Origin of the sequence: Curtobacterium sp. 1544, from assembly GCF_040544915.1 — a bacterium.
Taxonomy (GTDB): domain Bacteria; phylum Actinomycetota; class Actinomycetes; order Actinomycetales; family Microbacteriaceae; genus Curtobacterium; species Curtobacterium pusillum_C.
Map to the genome: position 1 here is coordinate 1 of NZ_JBEPKX010000030.1, position 25,779 is coordinate 25,779.

Below are 25,779 nucleotides of genomic sequence, written 5' to 3' on the forward strand. Positions count from 1 at the left end.
GGGGCCGGCGGGGGCCGCCCGGGTCCTGACAAACCCCCACCTCTCGCGGGGGGCGGGGGGGGCGGGTAACCCGCCCCCCCGGGGGGGGGGGCGGGGGGGGGGGGCCCCCCCCCGGCCCCCCAGGCCGGTTCTCCACAGGCTGCGCGCAGGGCGCGTCATGCGGCCCCCGCTCGCCCGTAGGATGGTCCGCATGTCCGACGGGTCCTCGTTCAGCATCACCACGCCGATCTTCTACGTGAACGACGTGCCCCACATCGGGCACGCGTACACCGAGGTCGCCGCGGACGTCCTCGCGCGTTGGCACCGTCAGCGTGGCGACGACACGTGGCTCCTGACCGGCACCGACGAGCACGGCCAGAAGATCCTGCGGACCGCCAGCGCGAACGAGGTCACCCCGAAGGAGTGGGCCGACCGCCTCGTCACCGAAGCGTGGAAGCCGCTCCTCGACACGGTGGACGTGGCGAACGACGACTTCATCCGCACCACCGACGAACGGCACGAGCGGGGCGTCACGGCGTTCCTGCAGAAGCTCTACGACGACGGCTACATCTACGCCGGCGAGTTCGAGGGCTTCTACTGCGTGGGCTGCGAGGAGTACAAGCAGCCGAGCGACCTCGTCCCCGGCACCGGTGCGTACGAGGGGCAGCAGGTCTGCGCGATCCACTCGATCCCGGTCGAGGTGCTGTCCGAGCGCAACTACTTCTTCCGGATGTCGGACTTCGAGCAGCGCCTGCTCGACCTGTACGAGTCGAACCCGCAGTTCATCCAGCCCGAGAGCGTCCGCAACGAGATCATCTCGTTCGTGAAGCAGGGGCTGCGCGACCTGTCGATCTCGCGGTCGAGCTTCGACTGGGGCATCAAGATCCCGTGGGACAGCGACCACGTCCTCTACGTCTGGTTCGACGCCCTGCTCAACTACGTCACGGCGCTCGGCTACGGCAGCGACGACGACGAGGCGTTCCAGCGGCTCTGGCCGAGCGTGCACATCGTCGGCAAGGACATCGCCCGCTTCCACGCGGTGATCTGGCCGGCCATGCTCATGGCTGCGGGCCTGCCGGTCCCGAAGCGCGTGTTCGGGCACGGCTGGCTCCTCGTCGGCGGCGAGAAGATGTCCAAGTCGAAGCTCACCGGCATCGCGCCGTCCGAGATCACCGACACGTTCGGGTCGGACGCGTTCCGGTACTACTTCCTCCGCGCGATCACCTTCGGGCAGGACGGCAACTTCAGCTGGGAGGACATCTCCGCCCGCTACCAGGCCGAACTCGCGAACGGCTTCGGCAACCTGGCGTCCCGGCTCGTCGCGATGCTGCAGAAGTACTTCGACGGCGCGGTTCCGGCGCGCGGGGCACTGACCTCGTCCGACGAAGCCGTGGACGCCCTCGCGATCTCCGTCACCGAGCGTGCCGACGCTGCCATCGCGGCGTTCGCGCCGCACGAGGCGATCGCGACCGTCTGGGAGCTCGTCGACGCCCTGAACGGGTACATCACCGAGCAGCAGCCGTGGGCGCTCGCGAAGGACGACGCCCAGCGTGAGCGGCTCGGCACCGTGCTCGCCACGGCGCTCCGCGGACTCGGCACGGTCGCCGTGCTCGTGTCGCCGGTCATGCCGAAGGCGACCGAGAAGCTCTGGGCCTCGATCGGTGCCGGCGGCTCCATCGCCGAGCAGCGCGTGGACCGTGCCTGGGAGTGGCAGGGCGCGTCGGCCGTCGTCCCGCTCGAGACCGGACTCTTCCCGCGCATCGAACAGACGGAGCAGGGCGCAGCGTGACCGACGCCCACCTCCGCTCCCGTGGCGACGGGGACGGTTCCAAGCGGGACCTGACCTACCCGCCGATGCCCGAGGCACTCGTCGTCCCGGTCTACGACAACCACACCCACATGGAGATCGCCGACGGTGGTGACGGCGCACTCGACTACCGGGAGCACCTCGACCGGGCGTCGAGCGTCGGTGTCCGCGGCGTCGTGCAGGTCGGCACCGACCTGGCGACGTCGGAGTGGTCGGCGGCCATCGCCGCCCGTGAGCCCCGGGTCCTCGCTGCCGTGGCGCTGCACCCGAACGAGGCGCCCTCGCTGCAGGAGCAGGGCCTGCTCGACGAGCACCTCGCCGGGATCGATCGGCTCGCGGCGCTGCCCCGGGTCCGGGCGATCGGCGAGACCGGCCTCGACTTCTTCCGCACGGGTGAGGACGGCCGCGACGCCCAGGTCCGCTCCTTCGAGGAACACATCCGCATCGCGAAGGCGCACGACCTCGCGCTGACGATCCACGACCGCGACGCGCACGACGCCGTGGTCGAGGTCCTCGACCGTGTCGGTGCTCCCGAGAAGACCGTGTTCCACTGCTTCTCCGGCGGTCCGGACCTCGCCCGTCTCTGCGCCGAGCGGGGCTGGTACATGTCCTTCGCCGGCACCGTCACGTTCAAGAACGCGGCACCCCTCCGCCAGGCCCTCGAGGTCGCGCCGCGTCACCTGATCATGGTCGAGACGGACGCGCCGTACCTCACGCCGACGCCGTTCCGCGGGCGGCCGAACGCGCCGTACCTCATCCCGCTCACGCTGCGCTCGATGGCGGAGACCCTCGGCACGGACGCCTCGATGCTCGCGGCGCAGATCGCCTCGAACACCGAGCTCGTCTACGGCGCCTGGGACGCCGAGCCCGTGACGGTGGACGCGTAGTCGTGGCGTCGCTCCTCGGCCCGGCGGAGATCCGGGACCTCGCGGCCAAGCTCGACGTCACCCCGACGAAGAAGCTCGGCCAGAACTTCGTGCACGACGCCAACACCGTGCGACGCATCGTGGCGTCCGGCCGGGTGACCGCCGATTCGAAGGTGCTCGAGATCGGCCCGGGCCTGGGCTCGCTGACCCTCGGGCTGACCGAGACCGGCGCGTCCGTCACCGCGGTGGAGATCGACGGTCGCTTGGCGGCGCAGCTCCCGACGACCGTGTCGACGATGCAGCCCTCGGCCCGGCTCCGCGTCGTGCACCAGGACGCCCTCGCCGTCGCGGCGGACGATCTGCCGGAAGCGCCGACCCACGTCGTCGCGAACCTGCCCTACAACGTCTCCGTGCCGGTCCTGCTGCACCTGCTCGCGACGTTCCCGTCGATCGAGCGGGCCCTCGTGATGGTGCAGGCCGAGGTCGGGTACCGCATCGCCGCGGGGCCCGGCAGCAAGGTCTACGGCGCTCCCAGCGTGAAGGCCGCGTGGTACGGCTCGTGGTCGATCGCCGGGCAGGTCAGCCGGCAGGTGTTCTGGCCGGTGCCGAACGTCGACAGCGTGCTCGTCGGGTTCGACCGGCACGATCAGCCGGGCGACGAAGCGCTCCGTGCGCAGGTGTTCGCGCTCGTCGACGGCGCGTTCCAGCAGCGTCGGAAGATGCTGCGTCAGAGCCTGTCCGGCGTCCTCGGCAGCAGTGCTCGTGCGTCCGAACTCCTCACCGCCGGCGGGATCGACCCGACCGCACGTGGCGAGATGCTCAGCACCGACGACTTCGTACGCCTCGGCCGGACGGTCCTCGCCGCGGCGGACTGAACTCACCAGTGGCCCGGCCGCTGGAACCCTCCTGGCAGGAGCGTGGCCGCGTCGCCCTTCGCCGCGTTGACCTGCATCTGGGTGAGGAACACCGCACCGCGGAGGTCGGTACCCCGCAGATCGGCATCGCGGAGGTCCACGCCGAGCAGGTCGCAGCGCTCCAGCCGAGCGTGCCCGAGGTCCGCCGCGATCGCGAGGGAACCGCGCAGTGTCGTCCCGCGGAGGTCCGCGCCGCGCAGGTCCGCGCCGACGAGGTCCGCCCCCGGACCGACCTTCCGGTGATCGGCGCCGAGCGGGCCCCGCGCGCGGGCGACCGCACTCGCCTCGAGCAGGAGCGGGCGGGCGTGGTCGTACTCCGCGTCGACGTCGAGGGTCGCGAGCTCGCCCGGTGTCCCGTCGCTGAGTGATCGGACGCGCTCGAACGCCGTGACCCACCGAGTCTCGTCGTCCGTCCGACGCACGAGCGTGATCGCCTCGTCGAGGTACCGCAGGAGGTCGTGGAGCCGGCGCACGATCGGGAACGTGGCGAACATCGACCGCTGCGTCTCGGCGTCGTCCCGCCACGACCGGCCCGCGAAGGTGTGCTGGGAGACCTTCTGGCCGGCACCGGAGCAGTCGAACACCGTGCAGCCGGAGAATCCTCGTTCGCGCAGGTGTGGGTGGATGCGGCAGCCGTCTGCCTCGTCGAGGTTCGTGCACGGGTCGCCGGCGTCCTTGTCGAAGGGGAAGTCCGCGGACCTCGCGAACGCCAGCGCGACGCAGCACAGGCCGAAGCAGTTCGCGCAGTCGGCTCCGAGGTCCTCCCGTCGCCCCAGCTCGACCCGCGTCCGCGCCGCCATCAGTGCTCGTTGACCCGGACCACGGTCCCGCTCGTCAGGGTCAGCAGCTGGTCGAAGGTCAGGGGGAGCACGCTGTTCGCGGTCCCTGCCGCCGACCAGACGACGTCGTACTCGCGGAGAGCCTCGTCGACCACGGTCCGGATCGGTGCCGGGTGCCCGACGGGGGAGACGCCGCCGATGGGCTGCCCCGTGACCTCCCGGACCTGCTTCGCGGTGGCCATGGTGAGTTCGGTGACGCCGAGCTGGCCGGCGAGCAGATCCGTGTCGACCCGGTGGCGCCCGGACGTCATCGCGAGCAGGGGTTCGCCGTCGGCCAGGAACAGCAGGCTGCTCGCGATGGCGCCCGGCTCGGTACCGAGCGCGGCGGCGGCCTGCGCGGCGCTGTGCGTCGAGTCGGGCAGTTCGCGGGCGGTGGAGTCGATGCCGGCTTCGGCGACGATGCGCTGGACGGTGGCGAGGCGGTCGTTCATCACGGCTCATCCTCTCCCGATCCGCCGTCCGCGCGCGAGTGTCGTCGGCGAGCTCACACCGTTGCTCGAGGACGTCATGTACTACCGGGAGCGCTTCGGACTGCCCGCGCTCGACTCGGTGCACGCTGCGATGGTGATGGCGTCCGGTGCCGACGGCATCGCGACGGTCGACCAGGTGTTCGGCGCGGTCGATCCGTCGTTGCTGCCGATCTTCACGCCGCAGCAGTTCGTGCTCGGTACCCGCGCACGCCGACGATCGAGCGGCTGGTCCGGATCCTGAAGGGACCACGAGCGCGATGCGATCGCACCGCCCCTACGATGACGGCATGACCGACGGGACGGTGCGATCGCACGCGCAGGGTGTGGCCGCCGACAAGGTCCTGGCCGCCACGGGGAGGACCCCGGAGGACTGGTACGCCCGCATCGACGCGGCCGACGGACGGACGATCGGTCACCCGGCGATCGTGACCTGGCTCGTCGACCAGGGCGTCGACTCGTGGTGGGCGCAGGGCGCCACCATCGGGTACGAGCAGGCTCGGGGGCTGCGGATCCCGGGGCAACGGTCCGACGGCTCCTTCGCGGTGTCGGCGTCCCGGCAGGTGCCCGGCGAGCGTGAGGCAGTCCTCGACGGGATCGTGCCGGTGTTCACGGAGGCGTTCGGTTTCCCTCCGACCTCGGAGAGCCGGGGCGGGAAGCGTCCGTCGGCCCGGTGGACGTTCCCCGACCGCGAGTCAGTGCTCCTCAACACCGAGGACGGTTCCCGCGCGGACACCGTCCGGATCGCGGTGCAGCGCGAACGCCTCACCGGGCCGGAGCGCATGCCGGACGCCAAGGCGGAACTCCAGGGCTTGCTCGCCGGGCTCTGACCGGCGCGTGACCACGCGAACGGGGGCGCGCGCGGACCGGTCTTTCGGCCCTAGGCTCCGACGGGTGTCTGCACCTCGCTCCCGTGCCTCGCTGATCGTCCTGCTGACGGCAGTGGTCGCGGGGTGCGCCATCGTTGTCTTCGCCGTGCGGGCGCTGCTCCACGATCCGTCCGACGACGCCGCGTGGGTGGCTGTCCTGCTGGGTGTCCTGTTCGTCGCGTGGGGGATCGCGTTCGACCGAATCCCCGACGACGACGACCAGCACCACGACGACGACCAGGACGACCACGATCAGGACGTCCACGACCGGCGCCGCGTCACCGGCGTCTTGTCGACTGTCATGGCAGCGACGGGCGCCTACGTGGTGATCCGCGCTATCGGCCGTCCGGTCGACACCGCCCTCGTGGGTGCCCTCACGTGGCCGGCCTGGCGCCTCGTCAACCGGTTCCTCGACGGCGTCATCCGGCGGCGCGAGGCCCGCGGCGAACCGGACGGCGCCGCCGACTGAACCGGACGGCGCCGCCGACTGAGCCGGTCGCGGTCCGTCAGTGCCGACGAGCCGCCAGCATCTCGATGAGCTCCTGCTGCTTCCCGTCCCGTTCGGACCAGCGCAGCGGCAGGACGTTCTGCACGAGGATCTCCGGCGCAGCACCGGCTTGCAGCAGCGAGACCACCTCGGTCAGGAAGTCGTCGAGCGGCATCCCGCCGAAGTCCACGCCCTCGCCCATCAGGTCCGTGGCGACCGCCGGCGGGACGAGCTCGAGCACAGCGACGGACGAGTCGGTCAGCTGCTGCCGGAGGGACTGCGTGTACGAGTGCACGGCCGCCTTCGTGGCGCTGTAGGTCGGGGTCGCGGCGAGCGGCGTGTAGGCGAGCCCGGACGACACGGTGATGATCGTCGACGCGGGACGGCTGAGCAGGTGCGGCAGGAACGCGTCGACGAGGCGGATGGTGCCGAGCAGGTTGGTCTCGACGGTGGCGACCGCGTCGGTGAGGTGCTCCGACGAACGGAGGTCCTCGGCGCGCATGATGCCCGACATCGTGATGACCGCGTCGAGCGTCGGGTGCGTCTCGATGACGGATGCGGCCGCTGCGGTGATCGACGCGGGGTCGGTGACGTCGAGCTCGACGGTGTCGAAGCCGTACTCGTCGTGCAGCGAGTCGAGCAGCGCGCGGCGGCGGCCACCGATGACGACGGTGCTGCCCGCTTCCTGCAGGCGCTGGGCGAGTCCGAGGCCGATGCCCGAGGTCGCACCGGGGATGAAGACGGTGGAGTTCGTGATGTCCATGTCGACCACGATCCGCCCACTCGACCGTCCGAACCAGAGCGTCGTCATCGGGGGACCGCCGATCCCTGGCACTGACGTCGGCGGCGGTGCACGATGAGGGACATGGACCGCCCCGGGCTCGCCGACTTCCTCCGCCGCCGTCGCGAACTGCTGCGCCCCGAGGACGTCGGGCTGGGGTCCGGGCAGCGTCGACGGACGCCGGGGCTGCGGCGCGAGGAAGTCGCGGCCCTCGCGGGCATGTCCGCCGACTACTACACGCGGCTCGAGCAGCAGCGCGGGCCACAGCCCTCCGAGCAGATGGTGGCGGCGATCGCCCGGGCGCTCCGGTTCACGCTCGACGAGCGCGACCACCTGTTCCGCCTCGCGGGGCACAACGCCCCGGCCCGCGTGCACCGCTCGGACCACGTCGACCCGGCGATCCTCCGGGTGCTCGACCGGCTCGAGGACACCCCGGCGATCGTGGTGAACGACCTCGGCGAGACCCTCGTCGAGAACCGGCTCGGTGCGGCTCTGCTCGGCACGACGATCGGTCTGCCGGGCAACGAGCGGTACCAGCCGTGGCGCTGGTTCATGACGGAGTACGAGCGAGCGAAGTACGCCCCTGAGCAGCACGACCGTCTCGCACGGGCACAGCTCGCGTCGCTCCGTGCGGCCATGGGGGCCGCGGGCCCGAACGACTCACGGGCGGTCGAGCTCATCGCCGACCTCGAGGCGAACAGCGAGGAGTTCCGCGCACTCTGGTCCCTGCACGAGGTGGCCAACCGCTGGGAGGACCACAAGACCTTCGTGCACCCGGAGCTCGGCCGCATCACCGTGGACTGCCAGGTGCTCCACACGACGAGCCAGACCCAGGCGCTGCTGCTGTTCACCGCACCGGCGGGCACCGAGGACGCCCAGAAGCTCGAGCTCCTCGGCGTCGTCGGTCAGCAGGCCTTCACACACTGAAACACGAGCGAGCAACAGCGCGTCACACACTTGGCCGCGCGCACCACGACCTGCCTATGGTGGCGAGGTGAGCACTCCGCGCGTGTACGTCATCCACGAGAACCCCGAGTGGTTCCCGCCGCTCGCCGCTGCCTTCGAGGCCGAGGGGGTCCCCGTCGAGGAGATCCTCCTGACCGAGGGCCAGATCGACCTCGCCGCCGATCCCGAACCGGGCGTCTACTGGTCCCGCATGTCGGCCAGTTCGCACACCCGTGGCCACGAGCACTCGAAGGAGTACACCCGCGCGGTCCTCGGCTGGCTCGAGCGAGCGGGTCGCCAGGTCGTCGGCGGTAGCCACGTCCTCGAGCTCGAGGTCTCGAAGGTCGCCCAGCACGGCTTGCTCAAGAACGCCGGGTTCGACGTGCCCCGCACGACCGCCGTGTTCGGCACGACGACGCTCAAGCAGGCCGCGCGCACCTTCACGGACGGCCAGGACGTCCCGTTCATCACGAAGCACAACCAGGGCGGCAAGGGCCTCGGTGTCCGTCGGTTCGACTCGCTCGCCGAGTTCGACGCCTACGTCGACAGCCCGGAGTTCGAGGCGCCGGTCGACGGCATCACCCTGCTGCAGGAGTACCTGACGGCCCGCGAGCCGTTCATCACCCGCGTCGAGTTCGTCGGCGGCGAGTTCGTCTACGCCGTCCGCGTGGACACGAGCGCCGGCAGCTTCGAGCTGTGCCCGGCGGACGCGTGCGAGGTCCCACAGACCATCGCGGGAGCCGTCTGCGACGTACCCGGCGCCGGCCAGCCCAACGCCTTCGAAGTCCGCACCGAGGTCACGGCCGAGCACCCGCTCGTCCAGCAGCTCCGCACCTTCCTGGCCGACCAGCGCATCCAGATCGCGGGCGTCGAGTTCATGGAGACCACGGACGGCCGCACCGTCGTCTACGACATCAACACGAACACGAACTACAACCCCGCCGTCGAGGAGACGGCGCCGGCCTCCGGCCCGCGCTCGATCGCGCGGTACCTCGGTGGCCTGCTGGAGACGCAGTACGCAGCGCAACTCACGGCCTGAGAACGCAAGAACCACCGGACTGGAGGCCCGTGGCGGGCCCGCCCCGCGCCTCCCGTCCGTTCCGCGCCCCTTCCAGGGCACTCCCCACCTCCCCAAGGAACTCACCCCGTGCGATTCGGATACTGGACCCCGCTCTTCGGCGGCTGGCTGCGCAACGTCGAGAACGAGCACATGCCGGTCACCTTCGACTACGTGAAGCGCCTGGCGCAGCGCGCCGAGCGCATCGGCTTCGACCTGACGCTCGTGCCGGAGCTCAACCTCAACGACATCAAGGGCACGGCGGCGCCGTCGCTGGAAGCGTGGTCGCTCGCGGCGGCCATCGCGGCGACGACCGAGCGCCTCGAGATCATGGCGGCGATGCGCCCGGGGTACCACCTGCCGGCCGTGACGGCGAAGCAGGCGGCGACCATCGACGACATCTCGGGTGGCCGGTTCACGTTCAACGTGGTGAGCGCGTGGTGGGCGGAGGAAGCCAAGCAGTACGGCGGGATCTTCTCCGAGCACGACGACCGGTACAAGCGCACCGCTGAGTTCGTCGAGGTCATGAAGGGGATGTGGCGGGAGACCCCGTACTCGTTCTCGGGCGAGTACTACGACATCCAGAACGCCCACCTGGAGCCGAAGCCCCGCGTGACGCCCCGCATCTACGCCGGCGGCGAGAGCGAGGCCGGCAAGGCGGCGATCACGGGGTACGCCGACGCCTACGTCACCCACGGCGGCACGGTCGAGGAGCTCCGGACGAAGATCGCCGAGATGAAGCAGCGCCGTGTCGACGCCGGGCTGCCGCCGTTCGAGGCGTTCGGCATGGCCGCGTACGTCATCGTCCGCGAGACCGAGGACGAGGCGCAGGCCGAGCTCGCGCGCATCACCGACGTGCAGCACGGGCAGGCGTACGAGTCGTACCAGGACTTCATCTCGAAGTCGCAGCTCGAGCACGTGCCCTCGCTGGAGGACTACTCGGTGTCGAACCGAGGCCTCCGCCCCGGGTTCGTCGGGACGCCGGAGCAGGTGGCGGCGCGGATCCGCGAGTTCGAGGACGCCGGGGTGGACACGCTGCTGCTGCAGTTCTCGCCGCAGCTCGAGGAGATGGACCGGTTCGGTGAGCAGGTCATCCCGCTCGTGCGACCGTCGGTGGCCGTGGCGTCCGGGGCGGCCGTCTGATGGGCACGACCGAGGATGAGTGGGCGTTCGAGACCCGGCAGATCCGGGCCGGGTTCGAGTCCGATCCGGGTTGGGGCGCCAACGTCCCGCCGATCGCCCAGAGTGCGGCGTTCGTCTACCCGTCCGGTGAGGACGCGGCCGACCGGTTCATGCTCAACGCGCCGGGGCACACGTACTCGCGCGTGAACAACCCGTCCGCCGCTGCGCTCGAGCGGCGCATCGCCGACCTCGAGGGCGGCGTCGGTGCGCTCGCGCTCGCCTCCGGCCAGGCGGCGACCACGCTGGCCGTGCTCGGCGTCGCGCGCGCCGGCGACCACGTCGTGTCGAGCGCCTCGCTCTACGGCGCGACCTACACGCTGTTCGCGTCGACCCTGCGGGACCTCGGCATCGCGTTCACGTTCGTGCAGGACCCGACGGACCTGGAGGAGTGGGCGGCTGCCGTCCGTCCGGAGACGAAGGCGTTCTTCGGCGAGTCCATCCCGAACCCGCGCGGCGACGTCCTGGACTTCGCGGGGGTGGCCGGGGTCGCCCACGAGGCCGGTGTCCCGCTCATCGTGGACAACACGATCGCGACGCCGTACCTCGTCCGACCGATCGAGCACGGAGCGGACATCGTCGTGCACTCGGCGACGAAGTACCTCGCCGGGCACGGCAGCGCCATCGCGGGGCTCATCGTGGACAGCGGGAACTTCGACTGGGCGGCTTTCCCGGAGCGCTTCCCGCAGTTGGCGTCCACCGAGGAGTCCGGGTTCGCGAACACGAACTTCGCTTCGAAGTTCGGGCGGCGCGCCTTCATCCAACGCACCCGCTCGAAGCTGTCGGCGGACCTCGGTCCGGCGATCGCACCCTTCACCGCGTTCCTGGTGCTCCAGGGCATCCAGACGCTGTCGCTCCGGATGGACCGGCACGTGTCGAACGCGGCGGCGGTGGCCTCGTGGCTCGACGCCCACGACCAGGTGCTCGGCGTGCACTACGCGGGGCTGCCCTCGTCGCCGTGGCACCACCTGCAGCAGCGCTACGTGCCCGCCGGCCCGTCGGCGGTGCTCGCGTTCGACCTCGACGGCGGCGTCGACGCGGGACGTCGGTTCGTCGCGGCGCTCGAGCTGTTCGACCACGTGTCGAACATCGGCGACGTGCGGTCCCTCGTGGTGCACCCGGCGTCGACCACGCACGTGCAGATGACCTCGTCGGAGCGGGCGGCCGCGGGGGTCGGAGACGGCCTGATCCGGCTGTCGATCGGTCTCGAGCACGTCGACGACATCCTCGCCGACCTGGCGCGGGGCTTCGCGGCGGCGACATCGGGGGTCAGCCCTGCCACGTCGGGCGTCAGTCCTGCCACGTCGGGATAGGTTGGGGGCATGACCACGCTGGCCGCTCCGACCCGCGTGCGGACGCGCGCCCCCGGCAAGATCAACGTGTACCTGTCCGTCGGGGCGCTGCAGGACGACGGCTACCACGACGTGGCGACGGCGTACCAGGCGGTCTCACTGTACGAGGACGTCTCGGCCGAGCCGGCGGACGACTTCTCGGTCACCTTCACCGGGCCGATCGACACGAGCGACGTACCGGTGGACGAGTCGAACCTCGCCATCCGGGCCGCTCGGCTCGTGGCGGACGCTGCGGGCTACCGCGGCGGCGTCCGGCTGACCATCGACAAGCAGGTCCCGGTGGCCGGCGGCATGGGCGGGGGATCGGCCGACGCGGCCGCGACGCTGCTCGCCGTCGACACGCTCTGGGGCACGGCGCTCGGGCGCGAAGAGCTCCTGCGGCTCGCCGCGCAGCTCGGCGCCGACGTGCCGTTCGCCTTCGCCGGCGGGACCGCGGTCGGCACGGGCCGGGGCGACGAGCTCAGCCCGGCGCTGGCGAAGGGCGAGTTCCACTGGGTCCTCGCGCTGAGCGACGACGGGCTCTCCACCCCGGCCGTGTACCGGGCGCTCGACGAACACCGCGAGCGCTACCGGGCCGACATCGCACCGGCACCGACGACCCCGGTGGTCGAGGCCAACGTGCTGCAGGCCCTGCGCGCCGGCGACCCGGACCTCCTCGCGGACTGCCTGTACAACGACCTGCAGGCACCGGCCATGCGCCTGCAACCGCGGCTCGCGTCGACGCTCGAGATCGGCGAGAAGGCCGGAGCGCTCGCCGGGCTGGTCTCCGGCAGCGGGCCGACGGTGGCGTTCCTCGTCGCCGACCGCGATGCCGCGCTCGAGGTCCAGGTCGAGCTGAGTGCCGCGGGCATGGTGGCCGTCCGGGCAGCCGGGCCGGTGCACGGCGCCCGCGTGGTGCACTGAGCGTCGCACCGCGCGCTTCGTCAGCGGCGGACGTACTCCGTGATGACCACGGTGCCGGTCTTCCAGTGCTCCTCCACCGTGAACCCGTGTGCGGCGAGGACCGACGCCGTCTCCGGCTCGATGTTGCGCGCCTTCACCGTGCCGCCGACGAACCACACCGTGTCGATGTCGTCGAGGCGGCTCGGGATCGTCGTGGCGAGGTCACCGGTCTGGTTCCAGAGCACCCCGCTCTCGGCACCGTTCTTCCGGACGCCGAGGTCGGTCATGCCGGCGAAGGCATCGGGGTAGGAGACGCGGATGATGTCGGCCGTCGTGCCCGGGTGGCCGTACACGCTGCCGAACACGACGCCCTCGTCGGCGTCGACGCGGTTGCTGCTCCGCTCGGCGGCGATGATCGAGGCAGCGCGCGCCCAGGTCGAGTCCTGCTTCGCGAGCGGCTCCTTCACGGCGACCGCCGTCGGCACCGACAGGACGAGGACGACCCCGACCGCGGCGGCGAGCAGCGCCTTCGGCCGGATCATCGTCAGCGCGAGTGCGATGAGCAGCGCGACGAACGGCAGGCTCAGGGTCGCGTACTTCGGGGAGTAGAGGTGCTTGCCCATCGCGGTGGCGAGGACGAGCGCCGCGGTCGGGATCACCACGAGGGGGAGTGCGACGCGGACGGCCTGCGCACGGAGCAGCGAGCGGACGGTCGCGGAGCGGCGGTGCGCCTCGACCAGGCCGCCGACGACCCCGAGCAGCACGAGGGTCCACGCGACTGCGGCGTACCAGTCGACCCCGCCGAACCACGCGGTCGCGAACACCTGCGCGCCGGTGCGCTGCCCGATGCCGGCGATCCACGCCACCTGCTTGGACTGCGAGGCGATCTCGACCACGACGGGGGACACGACCACGGCGGCGATGCCGGCGGCAACCGCCCACCGCACCAGGGTGGCACCCGTCACGAGCGGCGGACCGGGGATGCGCGCCGACCGGGAGACCGTCGCCCGGCGAAGTGACGTCCGTCGAGCGAGCATCGTCCAGAGCAGCGTGACGGCGTGCGCGACGACGGCGAGCGACAGGTAGACGTTGAAGGTCACGGCGACGAGGGCGAGCGCGCCGTACGCCACCCACCAGTGCAGGCTGCGGCCGGTGCGGGTCCGGCGCACCGCGGTCATCCCGACGAGCGTCAGGCACACCGCGAGCGTCGTGATCGTCGCGTACGGACGCCCCTCGGACCCGGCCCACTGCACCCGGGGGAGCGCGAGGAACACGATGCCGGCGGTGATCCCGAGTCGGCGTCCGCCGAGTCGTCGTCCGAGTGCCACGAGGAGCCCGGCTGCGACGCCCACGGCGAGGGCACTCGGGAACCGCAGCGTGAACGGCGTGTACCCGACGAGCCAGAACCAGACGTGCATCAGGGCGTAGTAGAGCCCGTGCACCGCGTCGACACTGTGGAGTTCGGCCCAGAGCTGGGCCCAGGTCCGCTGCGCACTCGTGACCGTGGCGGCCTCGTCGTACCAGAGCGACGGCACCCAGGCGAAGGCCGCGGCGACGAGCACCCCGAGGGCACCGATCGTGAGCTCGGGCGTGCGGACGACGGCGAGCCCGATGCTCGACACGAGCCGTCGGGAACGAGTGCGGACCGGTGCGAGCCCCGTCGTGCGGGGGACGCTGATGGTGCCGGTCCGGGGAGTGCTCACGGACTGGACGGTAGCCGGGGCGTCTGGACAGGTGCCCGGCAGGAGGCCTGCCGACACTGAGAGTTCCACATACCGGTATGGTGCGAACACCATGACGAAGCTCCGCATCCGCGACGCCGCGCGGTACCTCGGCGTCAGCGACGACACCGTCCGGCGACTGGTCGACGGCGGGACCTTCACCCGGGACGTCGACGCCTCCGGCCGGACGGTGGTGGACGGCGCGGAACTCGCCGCGCACATCCGCGGTCGGGGCGAGCAGCTCGACGACCCGTCCGGCACGCGGAGCTCCGCCCGAAACCGGTTCGTCGGCATCGTCACCGCGCTCACGGTCGACGGCGTGATGGCGCAGGTGGAACTGCAGAGCGGTCCGCACCGGGTCGTCTCGCTGATGAGCGCCGAAGCCGTCCACGACCTGGGGCTCGAGGTCGGCGCCGTCGCGGTGGCCTCGGTGAAGGCGACGATGGTGTCGGTCGAGGTCCCCGCGGAGCCCGCACCGTGACGAGCGACGCACGGCGACGCCTGACCTCCCGGACCGCTGCGCTCGAGGGCGCGGGGGAGCGGGCCGTCCGAGCGCTCGCCGACGCGAGCGTCCTGGTGGTCGGTGCCGGTGGACTCGGCGCCCCGGTGCTCACGTACCTCGCGGGCGCCGGACTGCGTCGGGTCACGATCGTCGACCACGACGTCGTCGACACGTCGAACCTCGCACGGCAGACCCTCTTCGCCGCGGTGGACGTCGGCCTCCCGAAGGCCGAGTGCGCCGCGGAACGGGTGCGTGGCGTCGACCCGGAGCTCGAGGTCGTCGCGCTCGCCGAGCCGTTCCGGCCGGACCACGTCACCGGGCACGACGTCGTGGTCGACGCCGCGGACAGCGTCGAGGTCACACGCGCGATCTCGGACGCGTGCTCCCGCGCCGGCATCCCGTTCGTGTGGGGCACGGTGCTCGGGCTCGACGGGCAGGTCTCGGTCTTCCATGACAGTGGTTCGGAGCCGATCGACTTCCACGACCTGCACCCGGACGCACTGCCCGACGAGGGGTCCTGCGCGCTCGACGGCGTGCTGCCCGCACTGTGCGGGGCGGTCGGCTCGGTGATGGCCGCACAGGTCACCGCCCTCGTCGCGGGGATCGGCGAGCCGTTGCTCGGCCGGGTCCTCACCGTCGACGCCCGGCGGTGGCGCTGGACCGAGAGTCCCCTCCGTCGAGGACCCGCGTCACACCGCCCGGCTCCGCAGATCGACGACGCCCCGCCGCGGATCGCCCCGGCGGCGCTCGCCGAACGCCTGCGCGACGATCGCGGCCGTCCGCTCCTGGTCGACGTCCGGACCCCGGCCGAGCTCGCCACCGGGACCATCCCGGGCAGCCTGCGGCCCGAGGACCTGACGGACCCGAGCGCACCGGTGGTGGTCGTCTGTGCCAGCGGCGTCCGCGCCACCGCCTGGGCCCGAGCTGCTCGTGCGGCGGGTCGGCCGGCGACGGTCCTCGACGGCGGCATCGAGGCCTGGCGGCGCGAAGGCGGCATGATCGCCGCACATGCGGATACAATCGCCGAATGAAGACGCACAAGCGGGATGTCACGCTACTCGTCGCCGCAGCCGCACTCGCAGTGATCGGCCTCGCGGGCTGCTCGATGACCGGATCGGGCGCGACGGCCGAGTCCACCGCGACGACCGGCACCGCCAGCGCCACCACCGGCCCGACGGGGAAGATCACCGTGTTCGCCGCGGCCTCGCTGCAGCAGACGTTCACGACGCTCGGCAAGCAGTACGAGGACGCCCACCCCGGCACCTCGATCACGTTCTCGTTCGCCGGCTCGAGCGACCTCGTCACGCAGATCCGCAACGGCGCCCCGGCGGACGTGTTCGCCTCCGCCGACGAGGCGAACATGGACAAGATCGTGAAGACCGACGTCGCGCCGGGATCCCCGAAGGACTTCGCCACGAACGTCCTCGAGATCGCGGTCGCTCCCGGCAATCCGAAGGGGATCACCGACCTCGACGACCTGACGTCGTCCGACGTGCAGCTCGTGACGTGCGCCGCACCGGTGCCGTGCGGCGCCGCGACCGCCAAGGTGGAGCAGGCCAGCGGCGTGGACCTCAAACCGGTCAGCGAGGAGCAGTCGGTGACCGACGTCCTCGGCAAGGTCGAGTCGGGGCAGGCCGACGCCGGGCTCGTCTACGTCACGGACGTGAAGGGCGCCGACGGCAAGGTCGACGGTGTCCCGTTCGACGCCTCGGAGAAGGCCGTCAACACCTACCCGATCGGCGTGCTGAAGGACGCGGCGAACCCCGAGCTCGCGGCGGCGTTCACGGCCTACGTCCGCTCGGACGCCGGTCGGAAGGTGCTCTCCGACGCGGGCTTCGGGGCGCCGTGACCCGTGGCCGGGCCCCGGTGCCGTGGTGGCTCCCGGTCCCGGCGGTGCTCGGCGGCCTGTTCGTCGTGGTGCCCGTGCTCGCGATGGTCGGCCGCGTCGACTGGGGTTCCTTCGGTGCGCTCGTCACCTCGCCCGCGTCCCTGAGCGCCCTCGGCCTGAGCCTGGGCACCGCGGCGGCCGCGACGGGCATCGCGTTCGTGCTCGGCTACCCGCTCGCCGTCCTCTTCGCGCGCTCGACCTCGCGGTGGGTCGGTGTCGCCCGGGCGCTCGTCCTGCTGCCCCTGGTGCTGCCGCCGGTCGTGGGCGGGCTGGCGCTCCTCGCGGCGTTCGGTCGCCTCGGTGTCGTCGGGGCGTTCCTCGACGACCACGGCCTCCGCATCGCGTTCACCACGACCGCCGTCGTCATCGCGCAGACGTTCGTCGCGATGCCGTTCCTGGTGTCGTCGATCGAGGGTGCGCTCCGCGTCGGCGGTGATCGGTTCGAACGCGTGGCGGCGACGCTCGGTGCCGGTCCGACCCGCGCGTTCCTCACCGTGACGACGCCGCGGGTCCTGCCGGGCATCCTGTCCGGGCTCGTCCTCTGCTTCGCGCGTGCCCTCGGCGAGTTCGGTGCGACCCTGACGTTCGCGGGCAGTCTGCAGGGCGTGACCCGCACCCTGCCCCTCGAGATCTACCTGCAGCGGGAGATCGACCCGGACACGGCCGTCGCGCTCGCCCTCGTGCTCGTGGTGGTCGCGCTCGTCGTGATCGGCGCGTCGGCCCTCCGGACCCGGACGGTCGTCGCGTGACGCGCGGTCTGCGCGCCCACGTCCTGGTGCCGGAGCGCGACGTCGACGTCCGGCTCGAGATCGGCTCAGCGGAGTGCGTCGCGCTCGTCGGGCCGAACGGCGCCGGCAAGTCCACGGTCGTCGAGGCGCTCGCCGGGCTGCTGCGCACCCGGCACGGCGAGGTCCTGCTCGGCGACCGGGACCTCACGCGCGTCCCCCCGCACCGCCGCGGCGTCGGCCTCGTCGCGCAGCGCGCGGACCTGTTCCCGCACCTCTCCGTCGCCCGCAACGTCGCCTACGGACCGCGCGCATCCGGATCAGGCGGCCGGGAGGCACGGCACCGGTCGTCCGCGGCACTCGCGGCCGTCGGGGTGGTCGGCCTGGCAGACCGGGCACCCGGGACGCTCTCGGGCGGGCAGGCCCAGCGCGTCGCGATCGCCCGGGCCGTCGCCACGGATCCGGCGCTCCTGCTCCTCGACGAGCCCACCTCCGCCCTCGACGTCGATGCACGCGCCGAGGTCCGCGCTGCCCTGGGCCCCGCCCGCACGGGTCGTCCGACGCTCCTCGTCACGCACGACCCCCTCGAGGCCGTCGCCCTCGCCGAGCGCATCGTCGTCCTCGAGGCCGGACGCGTCGTCGAGTCCGGGACCACCGCCGACGTCCTCGGTCGCCCGACCAGCGCGTTCGCGGCGTCCTTCTCCGGGCTGACGCTCGTCCGCGGGACCGCCACGCGGGGTGGGATCGCGATCGACGGCGGGGGTGCGCTGGCGTCGAGGACGCACACCGTGCCTCCAGGCCGGCCCGTGCTGGCGGTCTACCACCCGACGGCCGCGCGCCCGACGCGGGACGGCGCCGGGCCCGAGCGTCCGGTCACGGCGCTCGAACCGCGGGACGGGCTGGTCCGCGTGCGCGCGGGGGAGCTCGTCGCCGACGTCACCGTGTCGGTCGCCGCAGCCCTCGCCCTCGTACCCGGCGAGCCCGTCCGGATCGTCGTGCCGGAGGCCGAGGTGACGGTCTACGAGCCAGCCGGTGGGAAGATGTCCCAGTGACGAACTGGATCGCCAAGTCCTGGCCCGTCGGCATCCCCGTGATCGCGGCGATCGTCCTCGCACTGTCGTTCGGCCGGCACGACCTCGGCACGTTCGTCGTGGTGGTCGTGGCCGTCGTCCTGGCCGGCACGGTCCTCGCGGCGGTGCACCACGCCGAGGTCGTCGCGCACCGGGTGGGGGAGCCGTTCGGGTCGCTCGTCCTCGCCGTCGCCGTGACGATCATCGAGGTCGCGCTCATCATCGCGCTCTCCAGCTCGGGCGGGGCGAAGGCCGAGACGCTGGCGCGGGACACCGTCTTCTCCGCGGTGATGATCACGATGAACGGTCTGGTCGGGCTCGCGATCCTGATCGGCACGCTCCGGCACAACACCGTGCGCTTCAACCAGGAGGGTGCGTCCGCGGCGACCATGACCGTGGCGGCGCTGGCGGTCCTCACGCTCGTGCTGCCGACGTTCACCACCGGCACCGACGACTCGTCGTTCACCGGCGCGCAACTCGTCTTCGTCGCCCTGGCATCCCTTGCCCTCTACGCACTGTTCGTCGTCACACAGACCGTCGCGCACCGGGACTTCTTCCTGCCCGTGAACCGCACCGGCGGGGTGCTCGAGGAGTCCGAGGACACGCACGCCGCACGCCCGACGGGCCGTGCCACGCTGACCTCGCTCGGGCTGCTGCTGCTCGCGCTCGTCGCGGTCGTCGGACTGGCGAAGGTGGAGTCGCCGGCGATCGAGGCCGGCGTCGCCGCGGTCGGGTTCCCGCCGTCGTTCGTCGGTGTCGTGATCGCGCTGCTCATCCTGCTGCCCGAGGGCATCGCGGCGTCGAAGGCGGCCGCCCGGAACCGGATCCAGACGAGCCTCAACCTGGCGATGGGCTCGGCGATGGCGTCGATCGGCCTCACGATCCCGTCGATCGCCGTGGCGTCCCTGTTCATGCCCGGCACGCTGCTGCTGGGGCTCGGACCGAGCCAGATCGTGCTGCTCGCGCTGACGATCGTCGCGGCGGTGCTCACGGTGCTGCCCGGACGTGCGACGCGACTGCAGGGCGGGGTGCACCTGGTGATCTTCGCCGCGTTCATCGTCCTGTCGGTCTCCCCGTAGGGCCGGCGGTCTCGGGCGTACCTGGTGAACCCGGGCGTACCTGGTCGGAAGTTCTGACCAGGGACGCCCGGAAACACGTTGCATCGCGGGCGTTGTGGGAAGGAACGGGCGTTCCGCGCCCCGCTCAGCCCCCGGCGAAGGGCGGCATGACGTCGACGACCGCAACGCCCTCGAGCGAGGTCGACCGGTCCCGGGTGGTCACGCCGTCGACCAGGTACGAGCACCGTTCCTGCAGCGCCAGCCACCGTGACGGATCGGTGGCGTCCACACCGCGCAGCGCAGCGTCGAGGTCCGGCGCCGTCACGGCGACCTCGTCCACGCCGACCGCCGCCCGGGCAGCCGCGAAGAACCGGATCGTCGTCACCGTCAGCCGCCGATCGCGCTCATGCCCCGTGTCGGGTGCACGAGGTCGTCGGTGTCGTCGCCGTGGTCGCGCGGCTTCGCCCACATCGCCCGGCGCCAGAGCTCGGCGACCTCGTCGTCGCTCGCGCCGTCGCGCATCGGCCCGAGGACGGAGGTCTCCTCGTCGGAGAACAGGCAGCTCCGGACGTTTCCGTCAGCGGTGAGGCGTGTGCGGGTGCAGTCAGCGCAGAAGGACTCGGTGATGCTCGCGATGATGCCGATCGTGCCGAGGAAGGCGCCGGGGGAAGCGTCGTCGCGGGACAGCACCCGGAACCGCTCGGCGGGTGCCCCGTCGCGCGGAGCGTCGTCCGGCACGAGCTCGAACGACTCCGAGAGCATCGCGCGGGTCTCGGCCGCGGTGACCATCGAGGTGCGGTCCCACGCGTGGTCGGGGTCGAGCGGCATCTGCTCGATGAACCGCAGTTCGTAGCCGCGCTCGAGGCACCAGCGCATGAGGTCCGGCGCCAGGGCGTCGTTGACCCCGCGCAGCAGCACGGCGTTCACCTTGATCGCGAGTCCGGCGTCGTGCGCGGCCGACAGCCCGGCGATGACCTTGTCGAGGAACGGTCGTCGTGTGACCTCGGCGAACACCGAGGGGTCGACGGTGTCGAGCGACACGTTCACCCGCCGGAGTCCGGCGGCGTACAGGGCAGCTGCCCGGTGCGAGAGCCCGATCGCGTTCGTGGTGAGGGACAGCTCGGGGGCGTCCGGCAGTGCGGCGCACCGGGCGATCACGTCGACGAGGTCGTGACGGAGCATCGGCTCCCCGCCCGTGAACCGGACCTTGCGCACGCCGAACCTGGACGTCCCGATCCGGACGAGCCGCTCGATCTCGGCCGCGGTCATCAGCTGGTCGTCGGGCGCGAACGGCAGTCCGGCGGCGGGCATGCAGTACGTGCAGCGGAGGTTGCAGCGCTCGGTCAGCGACACCCGCAGATCGACGGCGCGACGGCCGAACCGGTCGACGAGCCCGGACGGGTCCGACGAGCCGGACGCGCCGGTCGAACCGAGCAGGGTCGCGGGTGCCATGTGCGTCAGCGTACGTGGTCGAGCCGACGGAACGACAACAGCCGTCCCCAGCGCACCCAGTCCGATCGACGCGTGCGCACGAGCGTGACGACGACGATGACGAGCACCGCCGCGGCGAGCCACCACCGGTAGGCGTCCACCGACGGCCACACGCCGCGCAGCGCGATGGCGAGGCCGATCGACAGCCACTCCCACCGGCCGGACAGCACCACGAACGGGATGAGCAGCAGCGCGTACCAGGGGTACCGCGGGCTCACCGCCAGGAAGGTCACCCCGATCATCAGGACCTCGCCGGACCACGGCCGCGACGGGTCGGACAGCCGCCAGGCAACGAACGCCGCCAGGAGCACGAGCAGCCCGACGACGATCGTCGATGCGTCACCCTTGAAGACCAGCGAGACGAGCGCGAACCGGGAGCCGTCCTCGTAGCCTTCCTCGGACAGGTAGCCCGGCAGGTACCCGAGCACGTCGAGGCCGGTGGTGAGCACGTACGGCACGTAGAGCAGCCCGAACACGGCGATCCCGACGGGGATCGCCCACCAGTTCCGCCACCGCCCGAGCAACGGCGGGTAGACGATCGCGGGGATGAGCTTCGTCGCGGTGGCGGCGCCGAGGGCGATCCCGCCCCAGATCGGCCGTCCGAAGGCGACGAGTACAGCGCCGGCCGTGGCGAGTGCGGCGCCGAGCAGGTCGACGTGCGAGTTCGTGACCGCCTCGGAGGCGACGAGCGGCGACCACGCCCAGAGCGCCGCCCACCAGGTCGGGCGACCGAGTCGGCGGAGCACCGCGACCAGCCCGAGCGTGACGCCGAGCGAGACGATGAGGCCCGCGATCTGGAAGGGCATGTACTGCGCCGTGGCCGGGACGAACGCGCGGACGAGGGCGAACCAGAGCTGGGCCATCGGCGGGTAGATCGTCGTCACGTCCGGCCGGTTGATCGCGGTGCAGTGCCCCTGCGCGCCGTCGCCGAGCCCGCGGTACCGGGGCTGCAGCGGGTCGCACGTGCCGTCGATCTTGTCCGGGAACAGCCAATCGGGGCGCAGACCGGACAATGCCGTCGACTGCGGCGTGTGCGCGTACGGGGAGATCCCGGCGTGCTGGACGATGCCGTCCCAGGCATACCGAGCAGAATCGGTACTGGTGTTCGGCGGCCCGGCGATGGCGGCGAGGCCGACCACCAGGCCACCGCCGACCACGAGCCACGTCATCCACTTCGCGGGGACGAACCGCAACGCCAGCACCGCTCCGGCGAACACGGTCCAAGCGATCAGGGTCCACGCAACGAATGGAGCACGATGACCGGATCGGAGGAAGCCCAGATGCGTGACGCCGACGGCGATGACGCCCGCGAGGGCCAGCACCCCGACCACGGCCAGGACGGTCGGCAGGAGTCGGCCGGGGCGCAGTCGTTCGCTCATCGTGTCCTGAGGTTATCCGTGCTGCGGCGGCTGCTGCTGGACGCCCGGGCGACGATGGCGTCCCCCAACCGCAACGCGCGCTCGGCCGTCGTGCTCGGACGACTGCTCGGTGTGGCGTTCCTCGTGTGCTTCGGCACCGGCCTCTTCAGCCACTTCCTGCAGGACCCCCTGCCCGGCATGCGGTTCGCGACGCGGCCGACGCAGCTCTACCAGTTCACGCAGGGGCTCCACATCACGGCGGGGATCGCGATCATCCCGCTGCTCGTCGCGAAGCTCAACGCGGTCATGCCCGCTCTCGCGCAGGTCCCACCCGTGCGAGGCGTGCTGCACCTGCTGGAGCGCGTGTCGATCGCGGTGTTCGTGTCGGCTGCGCTGGTGCAGGTCGCCACCGGTCTGGTCAACACGTACCAGTGGTACCCGTGGCCGTTCCCGTTCCGCCAGGTGCACTACGCACTGTCGTACGTGCTCATCGGGTCCCTCGTGTTGCACATCGGCACGAAGCTGCGGATCATCGCGCGGTACTGGCGGAAGCGCGACGCGTACGACGCCCACGGTCGGTTCGTCGCGGACACGACGGTGGGCAGCGAGCTGCTGCCTCCCGGCCTGGAAGCACGGACCGACTCCGTCCCGCCGGCTGCGGTCGCGCCCGTGGTCGCCTCCTACCCCCGCGGCCTCACCGGCAGGGTCCTGCGCTGGGTCGACGGCGCTCCCGCTCCGACCACGCAGGCCGATGCGCCCGAGGTGAGCCGCGCCTCCAGGCAGTCTCCCGAGGCGACCCAGGGTCGACGTGAGCGCGTCGCCCGACGCGGCTTCTTCGCGGGTGTCGCAGCGGCGACGGTCGGTGTCGTCGCCCTGACGGCCGGGCAGTCCAACAAGCTCGCCGAACCGTTCAACGTCTTCGGGGCGCGTCAGCGGCACCGCGGTCCGAACGACCTGCCGGTGAACCGCACGGCCCGGGCCGCCGGTGTCCTCGCGACCGCGACGGCCGCGGACTGGACCCTCACGGTCGTCGGCCACGACGTCAGCCGGACCTTCGTGCGCGCCGAACTCGTCGCGCTGGGCACCACCCAGGTCGACCTCCCGATCTCGTGCGTGGAGGGCTGGAGTCAGATGGCCTCCTGGAAGGGCGTCCGGATGCGCGACCTGCTCGCAGCGGTCCAGGCCCCGCCGGGGTCGCACGTGCGCGTCACGAGCCTCGAGCGGCACGGCGGCTACCGGATCATGGACATGGGCCCCGAGTACGCCGAGGACCCGACGACCCTCGTCGCGCTCGAACTGAACGGCGAGAAGCTCGACCTGGACCACGGGTTCCCGGCGCGCATCATCGCTCCGGGGCGGCCCGGGGTGCTGCAGACGAAGTGGATCGAGAAGATCGAGGTGATCCGGTGAAGGTCGCACGCATCGTGCTGGTCGTGGTCGGCGTCCTGGTCATCGCGTTCGGGGCGTACGTCATGGTGACGACCGTGCGCCCGAACCGGATCTGGGGCCTCGCGACGTGGCTGCTCGGCGCGGTGATCCTGCACGACGCGATCCTGTCGCCGTTCGTCGTCGCCGTCGGGCTGCTGCTCCGTCGGGCCGGGCGGACGCTCCGGGTCTGGGCGCTCGTCGTGGTGCAGGCGGTGGTGGTGCTCGGCAGTGTCCTCGCGCTGGTCGTCCTGCCGGAGATCGCGGCGAAGGCGCACGGGACGAAGAACGACACGGTGCTGCCGTTCGACTACGGTCTGCGCCTGCTCGTCGTCGAGGGCGTGCTGGTCCTCGTGGTGGCCGCCGTTCTCGTCGTCGCTGCACGCCGCCGGCGGACCGCGCCGTCTACTGGTTGAACCGACAACCATTCGCTAGGATGCCGGTATGACCGACGAGACCCCGTGGCTCACGCGCGACCAGCTCCGCGCGTGGATGAAGCTCGTCGCCGTCATGGAACTCCTGCCGGCGGCGCTCGACCAGCAGCTCCAGCGCGACGCCGACCTGACGCACTTCGACTACATGGTCATCGCGATGCTCTCGGAGACCGAGTCCCGCACCCTCCGGATGTCGGCGCTCGCCTCGGCCACGAACGCGTCCCTGCCGCGGTTGTCCCACGTGGTGTCCCGGCTCGAGAAGCGCGGGCTCGTCTCGCGGTGCCCGTCCACCGACGACCGGCGTGCGACCGACGTCCGGCTCACCGACGCCGGCTACGCCACGATCGTCGACGCGGCCCCCGACCACGTGCGCACCGCCCGTCGCGTGGTCATCGACGCCCTCACCGAGGAGCAGGTCGGCCAGCTCGACGGCATCGCCGCGGCGTTGCTCACCCGGCTTGACCCCGAACGGCGCTTCGCCGCCCTGACCTACCCGCGGGACGACGACGACACCGCGATCTGCGAGGCACGGCTGACCGGCACGGCGACCGACTGACGGTCGCGGCGGTCGTGCGGCCCGTCGTGGCCGCCGTGCGGCGCTGCAATAGGCTCGCCCCATGAGCCAGCCCGCCGCGCCGTCCGACACGTACTCCTACCTCGGACCCGCCGGCACCTTCACCGAGGCGGCGCTCAAGCTCGTCGACGCCGCTGCCGGGAAGCCCTGGCGCAGCGTCAACAACGTGGGTGAAGCCCTGGACGACGTCGTCAGCGGCCGGTCGATCGGCGCCGTGATCGCGATCGAGAACAGCGTCGACGGCGGGGTCAGCGCCACGCAGGACGCCCTCGCCCGGATCCCCGGCGTCCGCATCGTGGGGGAGTACCTCGTCCCCGTCGACTTCGTGCTCGTCGCCCGCCCCGGCACCGCGCTCGCCGACGTCCGCACCGTGAACGCCCACCCCGTGGCCTACGCGCAGACCCACAACTGGCTCGAGGCGAACGTCCGCGGGCACGGGCACATCCCGGCGTCGTCGAACGTCGCGGCGGCCGCTGCCCTGCTCGACGAGCACCCCACCGCCGACGCCGCGGTCGCACCTCCGGGGATCACCGACCACTACGCGCTCGAGGTGCTGGCGTCCTCGATCGGCGACAACGCCTCCGCGGTCACCCGCTTCGTCCTGGTGTCCAAGACGCTGGCGCTCCCCGAACCGACCGGTGCGGACAAGACGAGCGTCATCGTCGAGCTGCCCGCCGACCACCCGGGCGCCCTGGTGGACATGCTCGAGCAGTTCGCGACCCGGGGCATCAACATGGGCCTGCTGTCCTCGCGGCCGATCGGTGACGAGCTCGGCCGCTACCGGTTCGTCATCGACCTCGACGGGCACGTGCGGGACGAACGCGTGGCCGACGCCCTGCTCGGCCTGCGTCGGTTCAGCCCGCGCGTGACGTTCCTCGGGTCGTACCCGCGGGCCGACGGGGTCCGCCCCGAGGTCCCGACGCGCTACTCGGACGCGGCGTTCGTCGAGGCCCGGGACTGGCTCCGCGCGATCGTCTCCGGCGAGCCCGACGCGCACTGACGCGGGCGCTGCGCGCTGCGCGCCGTCCGCAGTGTGCGAGGTTCCGACGACTGTGGGACGACGATCGCGTCCCACACTGCGCGGAACCTCGCACACTGCGAGCCCGACC

General features: G+C 71.9%; 28 protein-coding genes. 21 read left to right on the forward strand and 7 right to left on the reverse strand.

Annotated features, from left to right (window positions below):
* Positions 1 to 190 precede the first annotated feature (190 nt).
* From metG to rsmA, 3 genes are read left to right on the forward strand one after another with little or no spacing between them, the layout of a single operon-like run.
* Entirely contained in the window at positions 191 to 1,768 is a 1,578-nt protein-coding gene (gene metG, locus ABIC61_RS15060; RefSeq protein ID WP_354030572.1) for a methionine--tRNA ligase, read from the forward strand.
* A complete protein-coding gene (locus ABIC61_RS15065) occupies positions 1,765 to 2,673 on the forward strand; it encodes a TatD family hydrolase (protein WP_354030573.1) in 909 nt (302 codons plus the stop codon). The genes metG and ABIC61_RS15065 overlap by 4 nt, the downstream gene beginning before the upstream one ends.
* A gap of 2 nt (positions 2,674 to 2,675) precedes the next feature.
* Positions 2,676 to 3,527, forward strand: coding sequence for a 16S rRNA (adenine(1518)-N(6)/adenine(1519)-N(6))-dimethyltransferase RsmA (gene rsmA, locus ABIC61_RS15070; protein ID WP_354030574.1), 852 nt, complete (start codon positions 2,676 to 2,678; stop codon positions 3,525 to 3,527).
* A gap of 2 nt (positions 3,528 to 3,529) precedes the next feature.
* On the opposite strand, the gene ABIC61_RS15075 is transcribed toward rsmA, so the two are convergent.
* Together ABIC61_RS15075 and ABIC61_RS15080 are read right to left on the reverse strand one after the other, a co-directional pair.
* Complete coding sequence (locus tag ABIC61_RS15075; RefSeq protein ID WP_354030575.1) at positions 3,530 to 4,366, reverse strand: pentapeptide repeat-containing protein; 837 nt, start codon at positions 4,364 to 4,366, stop codon at positions 3,530 to 3,532.
* Positions 4,366 to 4,836: a YbaK/EbsC family protein gene (locus ABIC61_RS15080; protein ID WP_144751201.1), complete on the reverse strand. Its 471-nt coding sequence runs from the start codon at positions 4,834 to 4,836 to the stop codon at positions 4,366 to 4,368. Before ABIC61_RS15080 ends, ABIC61_RS15075 begins: the two co-directional genes overlap by 1 nt.
* Here ABIC61_RS15080 and ABIC61_RS15085 point away from each other — a divergent pair.
* From ABIC61_RS15085 to ABIC61_RS15095, 3 genes are all read left to right on the forward strand, one after another.
* A complete protein-coding gene (locus tag ABIC61_RS15085) occupies positions 4,817 to 5,116 on the forward strand; it encodes a hypothetical protein (RefSeq protein ID WP_354030576.1) in 300 nt (99 codons plus the stop codon). The two genes, ABIC61_RS15080 and ABIC61_RS15085, sit on opposite strands and share 20 nt — an antisense overlap.
* Positions 5,117 to 5,162: 46 nt before the next feature.
* The gene (locus tag ABIC61_RS15090) at positions 5,163 to 5,702 is read left to right on the forward strand and encodes a hypothetical protein (protein ID WP_354030577.1); all 540 of its coding nucleotides are present in this window, start codon (positions 5,163 to 5,165) and stop codon (positions 5,700 to 5,702) included.
* Between the two features lie 64 nt (positions 5,703 to 5,766).
* A complete protein-coding gene (locus tag ABIC61_RS15095; RefSeq protein WP_354030578.1) occupies positions 5,767 to 6,210 on the forward strand; it encodes a hypothetical protein in 444 nt (147 codons plus the stop codon).
* 37 nt (positions 6,211 to 6,247) lie between these two features.
* On the opposite strand, the gene ABIC61_RS15100 is transcribed toward ABIC61_RS15095, so the two are convergent.
* Positions 6,248 to 7,039, reverse strand: coding sequence for an SDR family oxidoreductase (locus ABIC61_RS15100; RefSeq protein ID WP_354030579.1), 792 nt, complete (start codon positions 7,037 to 7,039; stop codon positions 6,248 to 6,250).
* A 54-nt stretch (positions 7,040 to 7,093) separates the two neighbouring features.
* Here ABIC61_RS15100 and ABIC61_RS15105 point away from each other — a divergent pair, with 54 nt between their 5' ends.
* The 5 genes from ABIC61_RS15105 (at position 7,094) to ABIC61_RS15125 (ending at position 12,445) form a co-directional block, all read left to right on the forward strand.
* Positions 7,094 to 7,936: a helix-turn-helix transcriptional regulator gene (locus tag ABIC61_RS15105; protein WP_354030580.1), complete on the forward strand. Its 843-nt coding sequence runs from the start codon at positions 7,094 to 7,096 to the stop codon at positions 7,934 to 7,936.
* 67 nt (positions 7,937 to 8,003) lie between these two features.
* Positions 8,004 to 8,993 carry an ATP-grasp domain-containing protein gene (locus tag ABIC61_RS15110; protein ID WP_354030581.1) on the forward strand — a complete coding sequence of 330 codons (990 nt, stop codon included), beginning with the start codon at positions 8,004 to 8,006 and terminating at the stop codon, positions 8,991 to 8,993.
* 108 nt (positions 8,994 to 9,101) lie between these two features.
* Positions 9,102 to 10,154 (forward strand): LLM class flavin-dependent oxidoreductase, encoded by a 1,053-nt coding sequence (locus ABIC61_RS15115; RefSeq protein WP_144751215.1) that lies wholly within the window; start codon positions 9,102 to 9,104, stop codon positions 10,152 to 10,154.
* A complete protein-coding gene (locus ABIC61_RS15120; protein WP_354030582.1) occupies positions 10,154 to 11,503 on the forward strand; it encodes an O-acetylhomoserine aminocarboxypropyltransferase/cysteine synthase family protein in 1,350 nt (449 codons plus the stop codon). Before ABIC61_RS15115 ends, ABIC61_RS15120 begins: the two co-directional genes overlap by 1 nt.
* Before the next feature lie 9 nt (positions 11,504 to 11,512).
* A complete protein-coding gene (locus ABIC61_RS15125) occupies positions 11,513 to 12,445 on the forward strand; it encodes a 4-(cytidine 5'-diphospho)-2-C-methyl-D-erythritol kinase (RefSeq protein WP_354030583.1) in 933 nt (310 codons plus the stop codon).
* Between the two features lie 20 nt (positions 12,446 to 12,465).
* On the opposite strand, the gene ABIC61_RS15130 is transcribed toward ABIC61_RS15125, so the two are convergent.
* On the reverse strand, positions 12,466 to 14,127 hold the full coding sequence (locus tag ABIC61_RS15130) for a glycosyltransferase family 39 protein (protein ID WP_354030584.1): 1,662 nt from the start codon (positions 14,125 to 14,127) through the stop codon (positions 12,466 to 12,468).
* A 91-nt stretch (positions 14,128 to 14,218) separates the two neighbouring features.
* On the opposite strand from ABIC61_RS15130, the gene ABIC61_RS15135 reads away from it, so the two are divergent.
* Genes ABIC61_RS15135 through ABIC61_RS15160 form a run of 6 tightly spaced genes read left to right on the forward strand, consistent with a single transcriptional unit; the run spans position 14,219 to position 19,409 of the window.
* Entirely contained in the window at positions 14,219 to 14,626 is a 408-nt protein-coding gene (locus ABIC61_RS15135; protein ID WP_144751222.1) for a TOBE domain-containing protein, read from the forward strand.
* Entirely contained in the window at positions 14,623 to 15,678 is a 1,056-nt protein-coding gene (locus tag ABIC61_RS15140) for a ThiF family adenylyltransferase (RefSeq protein WP_354030585.1), read from the forward strand. Before ABIC61_RS15135 ends, ABIC61_RS15140 begins: the two co-directional genes overlap by 4 nt.
* Positions 15,675 to 16,496 (forward strand): molybdate ABC transporter substrate-binding protein, encoded by an 822-nt coding sequence (gene modA / locus ABIC61_RS15145; protein ID WP_354030586.1) that lies wholly within the window; start codon positions 15,675 to 15,677, stop codon positions 16,494 to 16,496. The genes ABIC61_RS15140 and modA overlap by 4 nt, the downstream gene beginning before the upstream one ends.
* A complete protein-coding gene (locus ABIC61_RS15150) occupies positions 16,493 to 17,284 on the forward strand; it encodes an ABC transporter permease (protein ID WP_354030587.1) in 792 nt (263 codons plus the stop codon). Before modA ends, ABIC61_RS15150 begins: the two co-directional genes overlap by 4 nt.
* Positions 17,281 to 18,312, forward strand: a complete 1,032-nt coding sequence (locus ABIC61_RS15155) for an ABC transporter ATP-binding protein (RefSeq protein WP_354030588.1) — start codon at positions 17,281 to 17,283, stop codon at positions 18,310 to 18,312. The genes ABIC61_RS15150 and ABIC61_RS15155 overlap by 4 nt, the downstream gene beginning before the upstream one ends.
* Positions 18,309 to 19,409 carry a calcium:cation antiporter gene (locus ABIC61_RS15160; RefSeq protein ID WP_354030589.1) on the forward strand — a complete coding sequence of 367 codons (1,101 nt, stop codon included), beginning with the start codon at positions 18,309 to 18,311 and terminating at the stop codon, positions 19,407 to 19,409. Before ABIC61_RS15155 ends, ABIC61_RS15160 begins: the two co-directional genes overlap by 4 nt.
* Before the next feature lie 124 nt (positions 19,410 to 19,533).
* Here ABIC61_RS15160 and ABIC61_RS15165 read toward each other — a convergent pair whose 3' ends face one another.
* Genes ABIC61_RS15165 through ABIC61_RS15175 form a run of 3 tightly spaced genes read right to left on the reverse strand, consistent with a single transcriptional unit; the run spans position 19,534 to position 22,258 of the window.
* Complete coding sequence (locus ABIC61_RS15165; protein ID WP_354030590.1) at positions 19,534 to 19,773, reverse strand: MoaD/ThiS family protein; 240 nt, start codon at positions 19,771 to 19,773, stop codon at positions 19,534 to 19,536.
* A gap of 2 nt (positions 19,774 to 19,775) precedes the next feature.
* Complete coding sequence (gene moaA / locus ABIC61_RS15170) at positions 19,776 to 20,840, reverse strand: GTP 3',8-cyclase MoaA (protein WP_354030591.1); 1,065 nt, start codon at positions 20,838 to 20,840, stop codon at positions 19,776 to 19,778.
* Between the two features lie 5 nt (positions 20,841 to 20,845).
* Positions 20,846 to 22,258, reverse strand: coding sequence for a glycosyltransferase 87 family protein (locus ABIC61_RS15175; protein ID WP_354030592.1), 1,413 nt, complete (start codon positions 22,256 to 22,258; stop codon positions 20,846 to 20,848).
* Positions 22,259 to 22,276: 18 nt separating this feature from the next.
* Here ABIC61_RS15175 and ABIC61_RS15180 point away from each other — a divergent pair, with 18 nt between their 5' ends.
* The 4 genes from ABIC61_RS15180 (at position 22,277) to pheA (ending at position 25,670) form a co-directional block, all read left to right on the forward strand.
* Positions 22,277 to 23,647: a molybdopterin-dependent oxidoreductase gene (locus tag ABIC61_RS15180; protein WP_354030593.1), complete on the forward strand. Its 1,371-nt coding sequence runs from the start codon at positions 22,277 to 22,279 to the stop codon at positions 23,645 to 23,647.
* Positions 23,644 to 24,078 (forward strand): hypothetical protein, encoded by a 435-nt coding sequence (locus tag ABIC61_RS15185; RefSeq protein WP_354030594.1) that lies wholly within the window; start codon positions 23,644 to 23,646, stop codon positions 24,076 to 24,078. The genes ABIC61_RS15180 and ABIC61_RS15185 overlap by 4 nt, the downstream gene beginning before the upstream one ends.
* Positions 24,079 to 24,106: 28 nt before the next feature.
* Positions 24,107 to 24,652: a MarR family winged helix-turn-helix transcriptional regulator gene (locus tag ABIC61_RS15190; protein ID WP_079236889.1), complete on the forward strand. Its 546-nt coding sequence runs from the start codon at positions 24,107 to 24,109 to the stop codon at positions 24,650 to 24,652.
* Positions 24,653 to 24,713: 61 nt separating this feature from the next.
* A complete protein-coding gene (gene pheA / locus ABIC61_RS15195; protein ID WP_354030595.1) occupies positions 24,714 to 25,670 on the forward strand; it encodes a prephenate dehydratase in 957 nt (318 codons plus the stop codon).
* Positions 25,671 to 25,779: the final 109 nt, after the last annotated feature.